Raw genomic sequence first — 17,442 nt, 5'->3', positions numbered from 1 at the left:
AACACTCTCTTACAACCGAGAGAAATCATTGAAAAGTGCAAGCCCCATTAACAGCACCAGCAAAATCGAGCCAATGCGATAACTAAAGTCTTGAACTCGCTCGGATACCGGTCCGCCTTTTAGCTTTTCAATCGCTAAAAACAGCAGATGACCCCCGTCTAAAACGGGAAGCGGGAACAGGTTGATTATCCCAAGGTTCACGCTAATGAGCGCGAGGAACATGAGATAGTAAATCACCCCGAACTCCGCTGACATCCCAGCCCCCTGGGCAATCGAAATTGGCCCACTGAGGTTGTTCAGTTTCACATCACCGGTTATCAATTTCCCCAACATGTTGACCGTCAGCTTCATCAGTTGCCATGTTTTATCCGTGGCTTCAAGGATGGCGCTGAACGGCCCATACTGGCGTATTGTCTTGTACTCATCTGGCAGCGGGATCACTTTTGGCACAACGCCTGCAAACCCTTCTGCCTTTTTGCCGACCGACTTCGTATCCGGGATCAGCGTCAGCGAAAGCGGACTGCCTTGCCTTTCAACTTCCAGCGCGAGAGACGTTCCCGGATTATCGCGCACCAGAGTAACAAAGGTCATCCACTCTGTTAATGGTTGACCATCGACTTTAACGATCCTGTCGCCCGCTTGCAAACCCGCTTTGCTCGCCGCCGAATTTGCCTGTACTTCGGCTAATACCGGCTCGATCTGCGCACCGCGTGGACGAATACCCAGCGCAGCGACGGGATCTTCTTTGTCTGGCTCGAAACGCCAGTGACGTAAATCGAGCACTTTGTCCTGACGCGCATCGGAACCAAACGGCGATACGCTGATGGTGGTCTGCGGATCGCCAATTTTGGCAACCAACTGCAGTCGCACGGCATCCCAATCAGGGGTTTCGATGCCATCAATCGCTTTAAGTTCCATCCCGGATGTAATTTGCGCACTCGCCGCGATGGAGTTGGGAGCAATTTCTCCCACCACTGGACGCACGCCCGGGACGCCGATGATAAACACCAGCCAGTAAGCGAAAATCGCAAAAATGAAGTTGGCTACCGGTCCGGCAGCAATGATGGCGGCGCGTTGTCCAACGGTTTTATTGTTGAAAGCGCTGTGTCGCAGCTCAGGTGCGACAGGCTCGACGCGTTCGTCGAGCATTTTGACGTAGCCGCCCAGTGGGATAAGGGCGATGACAAATTCCGTGCCGTGGCGGTCGGTGCGCGTCCAGAGTGATTTGCCAAAACCGATGGAAAACCGCTCTACGCGCACGCCACAGCGGCGAGCAACCCAGAAATGGCCAAATTCATGCACGGTAATCAGTACACCCAGTGCAACTATGAACGCCGCCAGATTCCAGAGAATGCTCAGCATAAAACCTTCCGTTAAATCGTCCCGAATACCAGTAAAAGCAAACATGCAAACACTGGAACAGCCGCTGTCAGGCTATCAATGCGATCCAGTATACCGCCATGCCCTGGAATCAGGTGTCCGCTGTCCTTAATCCCTGCTTCACGCTTAAACATACTTTCGGTTAAATCACCGAGCACGGAGGCAAGCGCAGCAAAAATCGAGCACACCAGCAGTATTGACGGTGCCACTTCAAGATTCGCCCAGACGCCGTAGCCCCAGGAGATGATCGCTGCCGTAAACAGGCCGCCGATGAATCCTTGCCAGGTTTTGCCCGGAGAAACCTTCGGCGCCAGCTTATGTTTGCCAAACAGTTTACCAAACATATAGGCCCCGGAGTCAGCCCCCCAGACGAGAATCATCACATAAAGCAGCCAGATCGCACCGCTGTAGTGGTTTTCGTCGTAGTGCCAGGCGCGCAGCGCAACCATACCCCAGAAAAAAGGAATAATGGTGAGCAAACCAAAAATCAGTCGTAGCACTTTTGAATTACGCCATAATGCCGCGGAGCCTGGATAAAAAAGAACCAGCAACAACGCGGCAACCCACCAGACCAACGATATCCACAAGGAGCCGGCAACCAGGGGCTGATGAATATCATGGTGATATTCAGGCAACGTAAACAGCATTATGGCCAGGATAAAGCCACAAAGTACCGCGAGCCATACCCGCTGAGTGCGCGAGGTAAAGCCGCTAAACTGTCCCCATTCCCACGCGGCGAGCATGCACACCACCAGCGTGACAATAGCGAATCCCACCGGGGGCAGTAAAAACAGCGCCGCAATGACAATGGGTATTAATACAAAAGCGGAAATCAGGCGATACTTCAGCAAAAGCTACCCCCATCAGGCTTTGTCGCCACCAGGCTCGGTGCCGCCGAAACGACGCTCTCGATTGGCAAAGGCATGCAGCGCACCTTCAAAGTCTTGTTCATCAAAATCGGGCCAAAGAACATCCGTAAAGTAAAGTTCGGCATAGGCAATTTGCCATATCAAAAAGTTACTTATGCGATGTTCCCCCCCTGTCCTAATTACCAAATCCACAGGCGCCTGTTCATTCATGCAGATTTGCTTGCTCAGCGCCTCTTCATCAATTTGGTCGGGTCTCAACAGCCCTTCCTGAACCTGTTCGGCCAGATGCCGAACGCCCTGGATAATATCCCAGCGTCCGCCGTAATTCGCCGCGATATTCAGCGTCAGACCGGTATTATTTTCCGTCAGCGCTTCTGCTTTACGAATCCGTTCCTGCAAACGTGAGTTAAAACGACTGGTATCGCCAATGATACGCAGGCGGACGTTGTGGCGGTGCAGGCTTTTTACTTCGCTGTCTAGCGCCCACACAAACAATTCCATCAACGCAGTCACTTCCTGCAAAGGTCGATTCCAGTTTTCACTGCTAAAAGCATAGAGCGTTAACGCATCAATGCCGTTGTTGGCGGCAAAAGAAACGGCGCGACGAACGGATTTCGCCCCCGCTTTATGCCCAAAGGCTCGTATCTTCCCTTGTCTTTTCGCCCAGCGGCCATTGCCATCCATAATGATTGCTACATGACGGCAGCCATGAGCTGGCAAATTTTCGCTTATTGGTTGATTCGCAGACAACATAACGCGTTTTTTGTCCCTGAAAAGGATTTAACGGTACTCAGGAATACTGAAGCCTATACATAAAAAAGCCGTGTCAAACCACGGCTCACCTGACCACATTAAGTCAAATACCTGCGATCAGGTGGCGCAGACTATATCACTGAAGCCCAACGCTAACAAATAGCACGACGACTAGTGGTTGCTTTATCACCAGCTTGCGAGACGTGTCACCTGTTGACGCGCAATATTACGCGCAGCTGCATCCACCGCCAGCACCTCTTCCACGCTTTGTGGTTCACGCAAATCCATCATCTCCAGTACCGATAAATTTAACGACGCGATATCGGTAAAACGAATTTGCTGATTCAGAAATGCCTCAACGGTAATTTCATTGGCTGCATTAAGTGCCGTCGTCGCCGCCTGCCCCTGGTCAAAGGCATTCATCGCAAGCTTCAGACAAGGATAGCGGTCATAGTCCGGTTCACTGAACGTCAGGGAACTTAGCTTGCAGAAATCAAGCGGCTTCACGCCGGATTTCACTCGATTTGGCCACGCCATGGAATGGGCAATCGGCGTACGCATGTCCGGCTCGCCCAGCTGTGCCAGCACGCTGCCATCCTGATAACGCACCATCGAGTGAATCACCGATTGCGGGTGAATCAGTACTTCCATCTGTTTCGCTGACGCATTAAACAGCCAGCGCGCTTCAATGTATTCCAGACCTTTGTTCATCATGGTGGCAGAGTCAACGGAGATTTTACGCCCCATCGACCAGTTCGGATGACGGCACGCCTGATCCGGCGTCATGGCGCGCAGTTCAGACAGTGGCGTTTCACGGAACGGGCCACCAGACCCGGTAAGCAGAATAGACACCACGCCATTCTGCTCCAGGTCAGCGTACCCCAGGTTCTGTTGAAAAGGTTGCGGTAAACTCTGAAAAATCGCGTTGTGCTCGCTGTCGACCGGCAAAAGACGCGCGCCGCGCTGCTTCACCGCATCCATAAACAGGCGTCCACAGGTGACCAGCGACTCTTTATTGGCCAGCAGCACATCCTTCCCGGCATCAATCGCGGCAAGCGTAGGCAATAACCCTGCCGCCCCGACGATGGCCGCCATCACCTGATCCACCTCATCCAGCGCCGCCATCTCGCAGGCCGCCTGTTGGCCACTCAGCACCTCGGTTCGACAGCCCTGTTCAAGCAGCTGTGCTTTCAGCAGACGCGCGCTCTCTTCGTCATCCATCACCGCATAGCGGGGCGCAAACTCCTGGCACTGCTCGACCATTCGCTGCACATTCTTACCGGCCACCAGCGCTGTCACGGTGTAGAGTTCAGGATTATGGCGAACGACGTCGAGAGTGCTGCAACCGATAGAGCCGGTTGAGCCAAGGAGTGTTAAATGCTTCATGAGATGCCCGAAAAAAGTTAGACCAGATAAAAGCAAAACGCCGCCAGCAAGACCCAAAGTCCCTCTGAACGGCGTTTATCAGTGTACGACAGAAATCAGAACTGCATCAGTTCCGCTTCTTTATCTGCCAGCGCCGCATCAATTTTCTTGATGGCAGCGTCGGTCATTTTCTGAATGTCGTCCTGAGAACGACGATCGTCATCTTCACTGATCTCTTTTTCTTTCAGCAGCGCTTTTACTTTATCGTTCGCATCGCGACGGACGTTACGCACGGATACACGACCCTGCTCAGCTTCGCCACGAACCACTTTGATCAGATCTTTACGACGCTCTTCCGTCAGTGGAGGCAGTGGAACGCGGATGTCAGAACCCGCAGAGCTTGGGTTCAGTCCGAGGTCAGAGGCCATGATCGCTTTCTCAACGGCCGGGCTCATAGAACGATCGAACACGTTGATTTTCAGCGTACGGGTATCTTCTACCGTGACGCTCGCCAGCTGACGCAGAGGGGTTGGCGTACCGTAGTATTCTACGATGATGCCATCCAGCAGGCTTGGGGAAGCACGGCCAGTACGGATTTTGCTGATTTGGGTTTTGAACGCTTCTACGCATTTTTCCATGCGTACTTCAGCATCTTTTCTGATGTCGTTAATCACGTTACGAATCCTTGAAAACTTGTCTCAGGCAGACTATCCGCCAGCACAGCGCTACAGGTGTGCTAAGTATAGTCGCGTTTAATTCATGACAACGCCAAAGGCGCGCCCGGGTAAGATACCACTACAAAATAAAGCGGAATCTTACCTGTATTTATCGTCAACGGAAATTATTCCGTGATCAAAGTGCCTTCTTTTTCGCCCATGACCACGCGACGCAGTGCGCCAGGCTTGTTCATGTTGAAGACACGGATCGGCAGTTTGTGGTCGCGAGCCAGCGTGAAGGCGGCAAGATCCATCACTTTCAGCTCTTTATCCAGCACTTCGCTGTAGCTCAGCTGATCGTACATGGTGGCAGAAGGATCTTTTGCCGGGTCGGCAGTAAACACGCCGTCTACTTTGGTCGCTTTCAGTACCACATCGGCTTCGATCTCGATACCGCGCAGGCAGGCAGCGGAATCGGTTGTAAAGAACGGGTTACCCGTACCGGCGGAGAGGATCACCACGCGGTTATTGCGCAGCAGGCTGATAGCTTCTGCCCAGCTGTAATTATCGCAAACGCCATTCAGGGGAATCGCGGACATCAGGCGGGCATTCACATAGGCGCGATGGAGCGCATCACGCATTGCCAGGCCATTCATCACGGTTGCCAGCATACCCATGTGGTCGCCCACTACGCGGTTCATCCCCGCTTTCGCCAGACCAGCACCACGGAAAAGGTTGCCACCGCCAATGACCACGCCAACCTGGATACCCAGTTCGACCAGTTCTTTGATTTCCTGTGCCATGCGATCAAGGATGCTTGCGTCAATACCGAAGCCTTCCGATCCCTGCAGCGCTTCGCCACTCAGCTTAAGCAGAATGCGTTTGTACACGGGTTTTGCATTGGTAGCCATGTTTCTTTCCTGAGACTGTCAACGATTAAGATGGGGGTTAATTCTGGCGACATGATATGCCGCAAATCAGCACAGCGATACTGGAGCCTGTCTGATTTCCTGTGACGGGTGACAAAAAGAAGCCGCCCTCAGGCGGCTCCTTTTCAATCATTAAGACTGCTTGGACATTGCAGCAACTTCTGCTGCGAAGTCAGTCTCAACTTTCTCGATGCCTTCGCCCACTTCGAAGCGGATGAAGCCAGTTACGTCAGCGTTGTGCTCTTTCAGCAGCTGCGCAACAGACTTGCTTGGATCCATAACGAATGGCTGGCCAGTCAGAGAAACTTCGCCGGTGAATTTCTTCATGCGGCCTTCAACCATTTTCTCTGCGATTTCTTTTGGTTTACCAGACTGCATCGCGATGTCCAGCTGAACCTGGTACTCTTTTTCTACCACTTCAGCAGACACGTCTTCTGGCTTAACGAATTCTGGTTTGCTTGCAGCGATGTGCATAGCCAGCTGTTTAACCAGCTCTTCGTCAGCGCCTTTAGCCGCAACCAGAACACCGATACGTGCACCGTGCTGGTAAGAGCCCAGAACGTCGCCTTCCAGAGAAGCAACGCGACGGATGTTGATGTTCTCACCGATTTTAGCAACCAGCGCAACACGTTCTTCTTCGAACTGTGCTTTCAGAACTTCAACGTCAGTGATTTTGCCAGCAACAGCTGCGTCCAGAACTTTGTTAGCAAATGCCTGGAAACCACCATCTTTAGCAACGAAGTCAGTCTGGCAGTTAACTTCCAGAATGATGCCGTAGGTGCCGTCGATTTTAGTGATGATCACGCCGTCAGCAGCAACGTTGCCTGCTTTTTTAGCTGCTTTGATCGCACCGGATTTACGCATGTTTTCGATTGCCAGCTCGATGTCGCCGTTCGCTTCAGTCAGCGCTTTTTTGCAATCCATCATGCCTGCGCCAGTACGCTCGCGCAGCTCTTTTACCAGGGATGCGGTAATTTCAGCCATTCTTAAATCCTCGGGAGATGTGAACTGCCCGGCCGGGGGCCAAACAGTGTAAATTGAAAAAAGGGGCCGGTAATGGGCCCCTATTCATACACGGTACTAATAAGGGGTAAAACCTTATTATTCAGCTTCTACGAAGCTTTCTTCCGCCTGAGAAGCCAGATCCTGGGAACGGCCTTCACGAACGGTAGCAGCTACAGCGCTCAGGTACAGGCTAACAGCACGGATTGCGTCGTCGTTACCCGGGATAACGAAGTCAACACCGTCCGGATCGGAGTTGGTATCAACGATAGCGAATACCGGGATACCCAGGTTGTTAGCTTCTTTGATTGCGATGTGCTCGTGGTCTGCATCGATTACGAACAGCGCGTCTGGCAGGCCGCCCATATCTTTGATACCGCCCAGGCTGTTTTCCAGCTTGTCCAGTTCACGAGTGCGCATCAGCGCTTCTTTCTTAGTCAGCTTGTCGAAAGTACCGTCCTGAGACTGGGTTTCCAGATCTTTCAGGCGTTTGATGGACTGACGAACAGTTTTCCAGTTGGTCAGCATGCCGCCCAACCAGCGATGGTTCACGAAGAACTGGTCGCAGCTGTTAGCAGCATCTTTCACAGCTTCGCTTGCAGCGCGCTTAGTACCAACGAACAGAATCTTACCTTTACGGGAAGAGATCTTGTTCAGCTCAGCCAGGGCTTCGTTGAACATTGGTACAGTTTTCTCAAGGTTGATGATGTGAACTTTGTTACGCGCGCCGAAGATGAAAGGCTTCATTTTCGGGTTCCAGTAACGTGTCTGGTGACCAAAGTGAACACCAGCCTTGAGCATGTCGCGCATGGAAACAGTTGCCATGTTTAAAACCTCTATATTGAAAGTTGGGGTTATGCCTCCACGTATCCCATATTACCGACCCCAAAGGGCACCCCGGAATATGTGCCGATACGTGTGTGTTGTTACACAAAGTGAGATTTGTCGCTTCCGTCCAGCCTGTGTATCTGAGATGGATCGGAAGTCCGGCGCGCTTTATACCACAAAACACGACCAGAAACCAACAGTTGTTGGCGGAGTGTGCTGTTAATGATTCTCAATTTGGCACGGGGTGTGCCTGACTGATACCATTGACGACACTTAGACTAGTATTGTCGAAAAAATCGACACCGATGGACAGATTACATGGCTATCTCTATTAAGACACCTGAAGAAATTGAAAAGATGCGCGTCGCCGGTCGTCTGGCCGCGGAAGTGCTGGAAATGATCGAGCCGTTCGTAAAGCCGGGCGTCAGCACCGGTGAACTGGACCGCATCTGTAACGACTATATCGTGAACGAGCAGCACGCGGTTTCCGCCTGCCTCGGCTACCACGGTTTCCCGAAATCCGTCTGCATCTCTATTAATGAAGTGGTGTGTCACGGCATTCCGGACGATGAAAAACTGCTGAAAGATGGCGACATCGTCAACATTGACGTGACCGTCATTAAAGACGAGTACCACGGTGACACCTCAAAAATGTTCATCGTTGGCAAGCCGACTATTCTTGGCGAGCGTCTGTGCAAAGTGACGCAAGAGAGCCTCTACCTGGCACTGAAAATGGTTAAACCGGGTATTCGCCTGCGTACCATCGGTGCGGCAATCCAGAAGTTTGTGGAAGCAGAAGGTTTCTCCGTGGTGCGCGAGTACTGCGGTCACGGCATTGGTCGCGTCTTCCATGAAGAACCGCAGGTCCTGCACTATGATGCAGATGACGGCGGCGTGGTGCTGCAAAAAGGCATGACCTTTACCATTGAGCCGATGGTCAACGCGGGTGACTACCGCATCCGTACCATGAAAGACGGCTGGACGGTGAAAACCAAAGACAGAAGCTTGTCTGCGCAGTACGAGCATACTATTGTGGTAACAGACAACGGCTGCGAAATTATGACGTTGCGCAAGGATGACACCATCCCGGCGATACTGACGCACGACGAATGATAAAAAAGCCGGCAAATGCCGGCTTTTTTAATGGCTATAGCTTTTTCTTATGGGTGGCGCACGATGAGTAATCTTTTACCCGAACAGTATGCTAACACAGCCCTTCCCACCCTTCCCGACCAGCCCGATAACCCGGGCGTCTGGCCGTCGCACGAGCTGACCTGCGCGCATATTAAAGCCCATATGGATGTTTTCCATCGCTGGCTGGGCAGCGCGTTCGACGCAGGCGTGTCGGCCGAGCAGCTCATTGAAGCGCGCACCGAATTTATCGACCAGCTGCTGCAGCGCCTGTGGATCGATTACGGGTTTGGGCAAATCAGTGATGTTGCTCTGGTTGCCGTCGGGGGCTATGGCCGCGGTGAGCTGCATCCGCTTTCCGATATCGATCTCCTGATCTTAAGCCGCAAAAAGCTGCCGGACGAACAGGCGCAAAAAATTGGCGAACTGCTGACGCTCCTCTGGGACGTGAAGCTGGAAGTCGGCCACAGCGTGCGCACCCTGGAAGAGTGTCTGCTGGAAGGGTTATCGGACTTGACCGTCGCCACCAACCTGATTGAAACCCGCCTGCTGATTGGCGACGTCGCGCTGTTTCTGGAGCTGCAAAAGCACATCTTCAGCGACGGCTTCTGGCCGTCAGAAAAGTTCTTCGCCGCGAAGGTCGAGGAGCAAAACCAGCGCCACCAGCGCTACCACGGCACCAGCTATAATCTTGAGCCCGATATTAAAAGCAGCCCCGGCGGCCTGCGCGACATCCATACCCTGCAGTGGGTCGCTCGCCGCCATTTTGGCGCCACCTCGATGGACGAGATGGTCGGCTTCGGCTTCTTAACCGAGGCAGAGCGTAACGAGCTGAACGAGTGCCTGCACTTGCTGTGGCGCATTCGATTTGCCCTGCATCTGGAAGTCACCCGCTACGATAACCGTCTGCTGTTTGACCGCCAGCTCAGCGTGGCTCAGCGCCTGAATTATCAGGGCGAAGGCAACGAGCCGGTTGAGCACATGATGAAGGATTTCTTCCGCGTCACCCGCCGGGTGACCGAGCTGAACCAGATGCTGTTACAGCTGTTCGACGAGGCCATTCTGGCCCTGACGGCGGACGAAAAACCGCGCCCGATTGATGACGAATTCCAGCTGCGCGGCACGCTTATCGATCTGCGCGACGAAACGCTGTTCATCCGCGAGCCGGAAGCGATTCTGCGGATGTTCTATACCATGGTGCGCAACAGCAGCATCACCGGGATCTACTCCACCACCCTGCGCCATCTGCGCCATGCGCGCCGTCATCTGACGGAGCCGCTGTGCTATATCCCGGAAGCGCGCTCGCTGTTCCTGAGCATGCTCCGCCACCCGGGCGCCGTCAGCCGTGGGCTGCTGCCGATGCACCGCCACAGCGTGCTGTGGGCCTATATGCCGCAGTGGTCGCACATTGTCGGACAGATGCAGTTCGATCTGTTCCACGCCTACACGGTGGATGAACACACGATCCGCGTGATGCTCAAGCTGGAAAGCTTTGCAAAAGAAGAGACGCGCTCCCGCCATCCGCTGTGCGTGGAGCTATGGCCGCGCCTGACCCACCCGGAACTGATCCTGATTGCTGCCCTGTTCCACGATATCGCCAAAGGTCGCGGCGGCGATCATTCGGTGCTGGGTGCACAGGACGTACTGAAATTTGCCGAGCTGCACGGCCTGAACTCACGTGAAACGCAGCTGGTGGCCTGGCTGGTACGCCATCATCTTCTGATGTCGGTTACCGCGCAGCGTCGTGACATTCAGGATCCTGAGGTGATCAAGCAGTTCGCGGAAGCGGTTCAGACGGAAAACCGTCTGCGCTATCTGGTCTGCCTGACGGTGGCCGATATCTGCGCCACCAACGAAACGCTGTGGAACAGCTGGAAGCAGAGCCTGCTGCGCGAGCTGTACTTCGCTACCGAAAAACAGCTGCGTCGCGGGATGCAAAACACCCCGGACATGCGCGAGCGCGTGCGTCATCACCAGCTGCAGGCGCTGGCGCTGCTGCGGATGGATAACATTGATGAAGAGGCGCTACACCAGATATGGGCCCGCTGCCGTGCCAACTATTTTGTCCGCCACAGCCCAAACCAGCTTGCGTGGCACGCGCGGCACCTGCTGAAGCACGACCTGTCCCAGCCAATGATTCTGCTGAGCCCTCAGGCCACCCGCGGCGGAACGGAGATTTTCATCTGGAGCCCGGACCGACCTTATCTGTTTGCTGCGGTCTGCGCCGAGCTGGACAGGCGAAACCTGAGCGTTCACGACGCGCAGATTTTCACCACCCGCGACGGCATGGCAATGGACACCTTTATCGTGCTGGAGCCGGACGGCAGCCCGCTGTCGTCGGACAGGCATGAAGGGATACGTTTTGGTCTGGAACAGGCGATTACCCAGCGCAGCTGGCAGCCCCCGCAGCCGCGTCGCCAGCCGGCGAAATTGCGCCACTTTACCGTCGATACCGAGGTCAACTTCCTGCCGACCCACACCGACCGTAAATCGTTCCTGGAGCTGATCGCGCTCGACCAGCCGGGGCTGCTCGCCCGCGTCGGCCAGGTTTTTGCCGATCTGGGAATTTCGCTCCATGGCGCCCGAATTACAACGATTGGCGAGCGAGTAGAAGATTTATTTATAATCGCGACAGCGGACCGGCGTGCCCTTAATAATGACCTGCAGCTTGAAGTGCAACAACGGTTGACAGCAGCCCTCAATCCAAACGATAAAGGGTGATATGTTTTTTAGTGAAATGGAAAGAGTAAACAATGCAGCAGTTACAGAACGTTATTGAGTCCGCTTTTGAGCGTCGCGCCGAGATTACCCCGGCAAATGTGGATACCGTGACCCGTGAAGCGGTAAACCAGGTGATTTCCCTGCTGGATTCCGGCGCGCTGCGCGTGGCAGAAAAAATCGACGGTCAGTGGGTCACTCATCAATGGCTGAAGAAAGCCGTGCTGCTCTCTTTCCGTATCAACGATAACCAGGTTATCGACGGAGCTGAAAGCCGCTACTTCGATAAAGTCCCTATGAAATTCGCTGACTACGACGAAGCGCGTTTCCAGAAAGAAGGCTTCCGCGTGGTGCCACCTGCGGCAGTGCGTCAGGGCGCTTTCATCGCACGTAATACCGTGCTGATGCCATCCTACGTGAACATCGGTGCCTACGTTGACGAAGGCACCATGGTTGACACCTGGGCGACGGTCGGTTCCTGCGCGCAGATCGGTAAAAACGTTCACCTGTCCGGCGGCGTGGGCATCGGTGGTGTTCTGGAGCCACTGCAGGCTAACCCGACCATCATCGAAGACAACTGCTTCATCGGCGCGCGCTCTGAAGTGGTTGAAGGGGTGATCGTTGAAGAAGGCTCCGTGATCTCCATGGGCGTTTACATCGGCCAGAGCACCCGTATTTACGATCGTGAAACCGGCGAAGTGCATTACGGTCGCGTTCCGGCGGGCTCCGTCGTGGTGTCCGGCAATCTGCCGTCAAAAGATGGCAAATACAGCCTGTACTGTGCGGTTATCGTGAAGAAAGTGGATGCGAAAACGCGCGGTAAAGTGGGCATCAACGAGTTGCTGCGCACCATCGATTAATCGGGTATAACAAAAAGCGGGGGCAACCCCGCTTTTTTTATATCTGAGGGTGGCGAAAATAGATTTTTTCGTTAATTATTCAAAGGTTATGTTGAGATCAAGGGTACCGCTATGTACGATAATCTGAAAAGTCTGGGCATTACCAATCCTGATGAAATTGATCGTTACAGCCTCCGCCAGGAAGCCAACAACGATATTTTGAAAATCTATTTTCACAAGGACAAAGGAGAGTTTTTCGCCAAAAGCGTGAAGTTTAAATACCCACGCCAGCGTAAGACCGTTGTTGCTGACGGTGTAGGACAGGGATACAAAGAAGTACAGGAAATCAGCCCTAACCTGCGCTATGTGATCGATGAACTCGATCAGATCTGCCAGCGCGACCGCACCGAAGTCGATCTCAAGCGTAAGATCCTTGACGATCTGCGTCACCTTGAAAGCGTTGTGACCAATAAGATCAGCGAGATTGAAGCGGATCTTGAGAAGTTAACCCGCAACAAATAAGTTGAGTGCGGCCTGATGCCCTCACCCCGGCCCTCTCCCACAGGGAGAGGGTGAACCCCTTATCGCTGTTCATCCAGCTGCAGCGCCACATACAGCAGCAGCCTGTCGTCGAAATTCCCCAGATCCAGCCCCGTCAGTTCTGAAATTCGGTTTAACCGATACTCCAGGGTATTGCGGTGAATAAACAGCGCTTTTGACGTCGCCAGCGGCTGCACGTTATGACGGAACCACGCCTGCAGCGTCCGGCGCAGCAGGCCGTTATTGTCCATGGCTTTCAGACGCGCTAATGGCCGTGCCAGCTCATTGGCCTGCCAGCCCCCGCGCAGGCTGTCGAGCAGCACCGGCAGCATCAGGTCCTGATAGAAATAGCTGCGGCTCTCCGGCATCCGCTGCTTGCCCACCATCATGGTGGTGCGCGCGGTACGCCAGGAGCGGGCGATGCTGCCCGGCCCGGTAAAGTAGTTGCCCAGCGCAACGCGAAAACGCAGCTGACCATTCTCCTTCATCCGGGAGATCAACAGCTCCACGCGACGACGATGATCTTCCGCATCCCAGCGGCCGAACGCGTTGAGCGCCGGTTTGAGTACCACCATTTCCGTCAGAGAAACGATCGCCACCAGGTTATCGCGCTCCGGCGTCGCCAGCGCATTTTGCAGCTGCTGCAGCTCGGCCATCGCGCTGTCTACGCCCAGCTGGCCGCTATCGACCTCAATCACCGCCACCACGCGCGGCTGGTTCAGATCGATCCCCAGACGCTGCGCCCATTCGCTGAGCGCGGGCGTGTGCTCTTCCGCCTGAATAAGGTTCATCACCAGCTCTTCACGCAGGCGGCTGTCCTGGGCAAGCAGGTGCATCAGGCGCGACTGCTCCAGCATCATCTCTGCCGTCATACAGACCAGCTCACCGTATTTTCGCAGTGACTCGGGCTCGCCGGTCAGGCCGATGACCCCCACAATCTCGCCTTCAAGGCGCAGCGGTAAATTGATACCCTGACGGACGCCGTGCAGGTGTTTCGCTACCGCATCGTCGATATCCACGACCCGCCCCTGGGAAAGCACCAGCAGCGCGCCTTCGTGCAATTCCCCAATACGCTCGCGATCGCCGCTGCCAATAATGCGCCCGCGGGCATCCATCACGTTGATATTGGTATCAATGATGCGCATGGTGCGCGCCACGATATCCTGCGCCATTTTGGTATCAAGATGCCAGCCAGCCATAAAACCCTCCCGTGAGCAGAGCTCAAGCATAGGGAAGTTCAGCGACGGCTGCATTGTGCGAATGCACAAAGAGAAAGGGAGATGTATGGAGTTGTGGCAAGAATCACAGAAACGAAAAAGCCCCTGCGAACAGGGGCTTCAAAGGATTACTGCATCAGCAGATAAAGCGAAGTATCACCACGCTGGATATTCAGCGCCAGCACGGAAGGCTTGCTGTCGAGGATCTTGCGCAGTTCAGCTATGTTTTTCACCGGCTGCTGGTTAGCGCCCATGATCACATCGCCTTTTTTCAGGCCGATACGGGCTGCCGGTGAATTCGCTTTCACGTTGTTCACCACCACGCCTTTGTCTGCGCCTTTATTGCTCATCTCGGCACCTTCAATGCCGCTGAAGATAGTGCTGGAATCCACCTGATTCTGGCTGCTCTGCTGCAGCTCCAGGCTCACGTTAACCGGCTTACCGTCGCGCAGCAGGCCGAGGGTCACTTTGCTGCCAATCGGCATTGAGCCCACTTCGGCACGCAGGGCGGCAAAGCTGCTGATCGGCTTACCGTTCAGGGAGGTGATCACATCCCCCGCTTTAATGCCCGCTTTCGCCGCGGAGGAGTTCGGCATCACCTGGCTGACGAATGCCCCGCGCTGGGCGTCAACTTTCATCGCCTTAGCCAGTTCGGAGTTCAGCTCAGTCCCGAGGATACCCAGCTCGCCGCGTTTCACCTGGCCATACTGCACCATCTGCGCGGTCAGGTTTTTCACCATGTTACTTGGGATAGCAAAGCCGATCCCAATGTTGCCGCCGTCCGGTGCCAGGATCGCGGTGTTGATACCGATCAGCTCACCGTTCAGGTTCACCAGCGCACCGCCGGAGTTACCGCGGTTGATCGCCGCATCCGTCTGGATGAAGTTTTCATAGTTCTCGGCATTGAGGCCGCTACGGCCCAGCGCAGAGACGATACCCGAGGTCACGGTTTCACCCAGACCGAACGGGTTACCGATCGCCACGGTATAGTCGCCCACGCGCAGCGCGTCGGAGTCGGCAATTTTAATCGCCGTCAGGTTTTTCGGATCCTGGATCTGGATCAGCGCGATGTCGGAGCGCGGGTCTTTACCCACCACTTTCGCGTCGAACTTGCGGCCATCGCTCAGCTGCACCTTAATGCTGTTCGCGTTATCGACAACGTGGTTGTTAGTGACGACATAGCCTTTCGCCGCATCAATAATCACCCCCGAGCCAAGCGCCATGAATTTCTGCTGCTGGGCGCCGCCCTGGCTGTCATCCCCTGCGCCGCCGCCCTGACAGAACGGTGAACTCTGGAATGGCGAACCGTCCTGGCAGAACGGCGAGTTGTCGCCAAAGAACTGCTGGAAGTTACGCGGCATACGCGGCGTATTGACGGTCGTACTGCCCTCAACGTTAATACTCACCACCGATGGCATCACTTTTTCGAGCATCGGTGCCAGGCTTGGCATCTGCTGCGCGGTTGCTGCCGACGACGCGGTCTCGGCTGCAGTAGCAGTCAGAGGAGACAGCGCTAAACCTAAACTCAGAGCCAGTGCACTCATTGCTAATGTGGTTTTTTTCATGTTTCTCAATCTCGATTTACAGGTAACGCAAAATTGCTGTGTAACTCAGATTCGTTTTATACCGCTTAGTTCCGGCGATAAGTTTATGGAAAAGGTAAAAATTTATTGGCCGTCTTTACAAAACTCCGGCGTTATTCCACCGCCATCAGCTTGCGGTATTCATCCCAGGCATACAAATCCGTCATGCCGCTGATATAGTCCTGGATAAGACGGCAGCGATAATAATATTCCATCACCGGCCATTGGGAAGAGTGGCGATCCAGCTTGCCTATTGCTTCGACATACGCCAGACGATGCCGGGTAGAGAGTTTCTGATAAAGCCGCGATTCGATAGGTATTCTGCGCACGCGCTCGTGTTCCACCAGCTCGCTGAACTCGTCGACCGACAGCTGGAGCAACGGGGAATAAATTTCCAGTAACCCACTGATTACCCGATAACCCTGCAGCTCTAACTGCTCGACATCCGGATGGCTAAATACATGCCGCATCGCCACATGTTTATAAAGCTCAAGGAGTTGACTGAAACTGCTGTCATCTTCCAGCAGCGCGTGGTTGAATTCCCCGCTGAAGATAAGCGGTAAATTATCAATAAAGCGCGACGCCGCATACGGCACCAGTTTATTTAATGTATTGACCCGCAAATACATAAAGAACTGGTCTTCTGTACTACGGCTTAATGTATTTGAGCGCGATTTTTCCCAGGCATTTTCGACCACCTGCGCAAACAGCGAGCCTTTTTCATGGATACCCCAGGCCGCATAAAGATGCTGATAAAGCTCCTCAACGCTGAAGATTCTTTTCTCAACGGCATCTTCCAGATCGGCCACGCAATAGGAAATATCATCGGCGGCTTCCATAATCCAGGTCAATGGAAAGCGGCCGTTTGGCGTCAATGAAAGTTCTTTACGTAGCCGTTCAATATAGGCCTCTTCGGAAAGGTAATAGCCCGGTTTTTTCATTAAATAGCTGTGGGACGCGGGCGTATCTCCCATCCACCACGCGGGGCGGGTATATTTCAGAATGCAGCCGACCTGTGCCCAGGTCAGGTTCATGCGCATCAGGGAGTGGACCAGCCGGATCCCCTGCGCGTTGCCCTCAAAGTGACACAAATCCTGGCGCACTTTGCGTCGCAGATCGTTCAGCCCCTCTTCGCCTTCACGCAGGCGTAAATCGCGTACGATACAGCGGTCGTCGCTCAGCGGCTGGCTTACCGCATCCGAAGGGTAAAGCCGCTGCTTAAACCAGTCATTGATCGCCGCCTCACCAAAGTGGCCGAAAGGCGGGTTGCCGATGTCATGCATCAGGCAGGCCATCTCAACGATGCTCTCAAAAGGCCCCGTCAGCTCGTCCAGACCATAGGTTTCCAGTAAGCGCTGCTCTTTGAGACGGCTCAAAATCTCTTTGGCAATGTAGCGCCCGACCTGCTGCACCTCCATGGAGTGGGTTAAGCGCGTGCGCACCGCGGCGTTACGCTCAAGCGGAAAGACCTGGGTCTTTTGCTGCAGACGGCGGATAGCGGGCGAGTTAATGATCCGCCCGCGATCGCTTTCGAAGATACGCAGGATCTCATGTTCGCTCTTGTCGCCCTGCGGCGAACGGAAACGTCGGTGCCAGTTAATTTTGGTGCGAAAATCGATTGGTGCCATGTGC

The 17,442-nt window shown here is 54.3% G+C and carries 15 protein-coding genes; 4 read left to right on the top strand and 11 right to left on the bottom strand.

Going from position 1 to position 17,442, the window contains the following annotated elements:
* Positions 1 to 9: 9 nt before the first annotated feature.
* The 8 genes from rseP to rpsB form a co-directional block, all read right to left on the bottom strand.
* On the bottom strand, positions 10 to 1,362 hold the full coding sequence (gene rseP, locus DOU50_RS19930) for a sigma E protease regulator RseP (protein WP_024907524.1): 1,353 nt from the start codon (positions 1,360 to 1,362) through the stop codon (positions 10 to 12).
* An 11-nt stretch (positions 1,363 to 1,373) separates the two neighbouring features.
* Positions 1,374 to 2,231, bottom strand: coding sequence for a phosphatidate cytidylyltransferase (gene cdsA / locus DOU50_RS19925; protein ID WP_024907523.1), 858 nt, complete (start codon positions 2,229 to 2,231; stop codon positions 1,374 to 1,376).
* Positions 2,232 to 2,243: 12 nt separating this feature from the next.
* Positions 2,244 to 3,002 (bottom strand): (2E,6E)-farnesyl-diphosphate-specific ditrans,polycis-undecaprenyl-diphosphate synthase, encoded by a 759-nt coding sequence (gene ispU, locus DOU50_RS19920; protein ID WP_024907522.1) that lies wholly within the window; start codon positions 3,000 to 3,002, stop codon positions 2,244 to 2,246.
* 186 nt (positions 3,003 to 3,188) lie between these two features.
* Positions 3,189 to 4,388 (bottom strand): 1-deoxy-D-xylulose-5-phosphate reductoisomerase, encoded by a 1,200-nt coding sequence (gene ispC / locus DOU50_RS19915; protein ID WP_148770017.1) that lies wholly within the window; start codon positions 4,386 to 4,388, stop codon positions 3,189 to 3,191.
* A gap of 95 nt (positions 4,389 to 4,483) precedes the next feature.
* A complete protein-coding gene (frr, locus tag DOU50_RS19910) occupies positions 4,484 to 5,041 on the bottom strand; it encodes a ribosome recycling factor (protein ID WP_014882629.1) in 558 nt (185 codons plus the stop codon).
* A 167-nt stretch (positions 5,042 to 5,208) separates the two neighbouring features.
* Entirely contained in the window at positions 5,209 to 5,934 is a 726-nt protein-coding gene (gene pyrH, locus DOU50_RS19905; RefSeq protein WP_008501910.1) for a UMP kinase, read from the bottom strand.
* Between the two features lie 150 nt (positions 5,935 to 6,084).
* A complete protein-coding gene (tsf, locus tag DOU50_RS19900) occupies positions 6,085 to 6,936 on the bottom strand; it encodes a translation elongation factor Ts (RefSeq protein ID WP_014830708.1) in 852 nt (283 codons plus the stop codon).
* 117 nt (positions 6,937 to 7,053) lie between these two features.
* Positions 7,054 to 7,779, bottom strand: coding sequence for a 30S ribosomal protein S2 (rpsB, locus tag DOU50_RS19895; RefSeq protein ID WP_003856207.1), 726 nt, complete (start codon positions 7,777 to 7,779; stop codon positions 7,054 to 7,056).
* A gap of 321 nt (positions 7,780 to 8,100) precedes the next feature.
* Between rpsB and map the strand changes: the two genes are divergently transcribed.
* The 4 genes from map to DOU50_RS19875 all read left to right on the top strand — a co-directional run bounded on the left by map (position 8,101) and on the right by DOU50_RS19875 (position 12,992).
* Positions 8,101 to 8,895: a type I methionyl aminopeptidase gene (gene map, locus DOU50_RS19890; protein WP_023310454.1), complete on the top strand. Its 795-nt coding sequence runs from the start codon at positions 8,101 to 8,103 to the stop codon at positions 8,893 to 8,895.
* A gap of 63 nt (positions 8,896 to 8,958) precedes the next feature.
* Positions 8,959 to 11,634, top strand: coding sequence for a bifunctional uridylyltransferase/uridylyl-removing protein GlnD (gene glnD / locus DOU50_RS19885; RefSeq protein ID WP_148770015.1), 2,676 nt, complete (start codon positions 8,959 to 8,961; stop codon positions 11,632 to 11,634).
* A 32-nt stretch (positions 11,635 to 11,666) separates the two neighbouring features.
* Entirely contained in the window at positions 11,667 to 12,491 is an 825-nt protein-coding gene (dapD, locus tag DOU50_RS19880) for a 2,3,4,5-tetrahydropyridine-2,6-dicarboxylate N-succinyltransferase (protein ID WP_008501915.1), read from the top strand.
* Between the two features lie 111 nt (positions 12,492 to 12,602).
* Positions 12,603 to 12,992: a DUF3461 family protein gene (locus DOU50_RS19875; RefSeq protein WP_008501916.1), complete on the top strand. Its 390-nt coding sequence runs from the start codon at positions 12,603 to 12,605 to the stop codon at positions 12,990 to 12,992.
* Positions 12,993 to 13,051: 59 nt separating this feature from the next.
* On the opposite strand, the gene cdaR is transcribed toward DOU50_RS19875, so the two are convergent.
* From cdaR to dgt, 3 genes are all read right to left on the bottom strand, one after another.
* Positions 13,052 to 14,209, bottom strand: coding sequence for a DNA-binding transcriptional regulator CdaR (cdaR, locus tag DOU50_RS19870; protein WP_023334570.1), 1,158 nt, complete (start codon positions 14,207 to 14,209; stop codon positions 13,052 to 13,054).
* A 146-nt stretch (positions 14,210 to 14,355) separates the two neighbouring features.
* Positions 14,356 to 15,792: a serine endoprotease DegP gene (degP, locus tag DOU50_RS19865; protein WP_090418991.1), complete on the bottom strand. Its 1,437-nt coding sequence runs from the start codon at positions 15,790 to 15,792 to the stop codon at positions 14,356 to 14,358.
* A 131-nt stretch (positions 15,793 to 15,923) separates the two neighbouring features.
* On the bottom strand, positions 15,924 to 17,438 hold the full coding sequence (gene dgt, locus DOU50_RS19860; RefSeq protein WP_148770013.1) for a dGTPase: 1,515 nt from the start codon (positions 17,436 to 17,438) through the stop codon (positions 15,924 to 15,926).
* Positions 17,439 to 17,442 lie beyond the last annotated feature (4 nt).

Source organism: Enterobacter sp. C6, assembly GCF_008122455.1.
Taxonomy (GTDB): domain Bacteria; phylum Pseudomonadota; class Gammaproteobacteria; order Enterobacterales; family Enterobacteriaceae; genus Enterobacter; species Enterobacter pseudoroggenkampii.
Note: the sequence above shows the minus strand (reverse complement) of the source record. Positions and strands in the feature narration are given on the sequence as shown.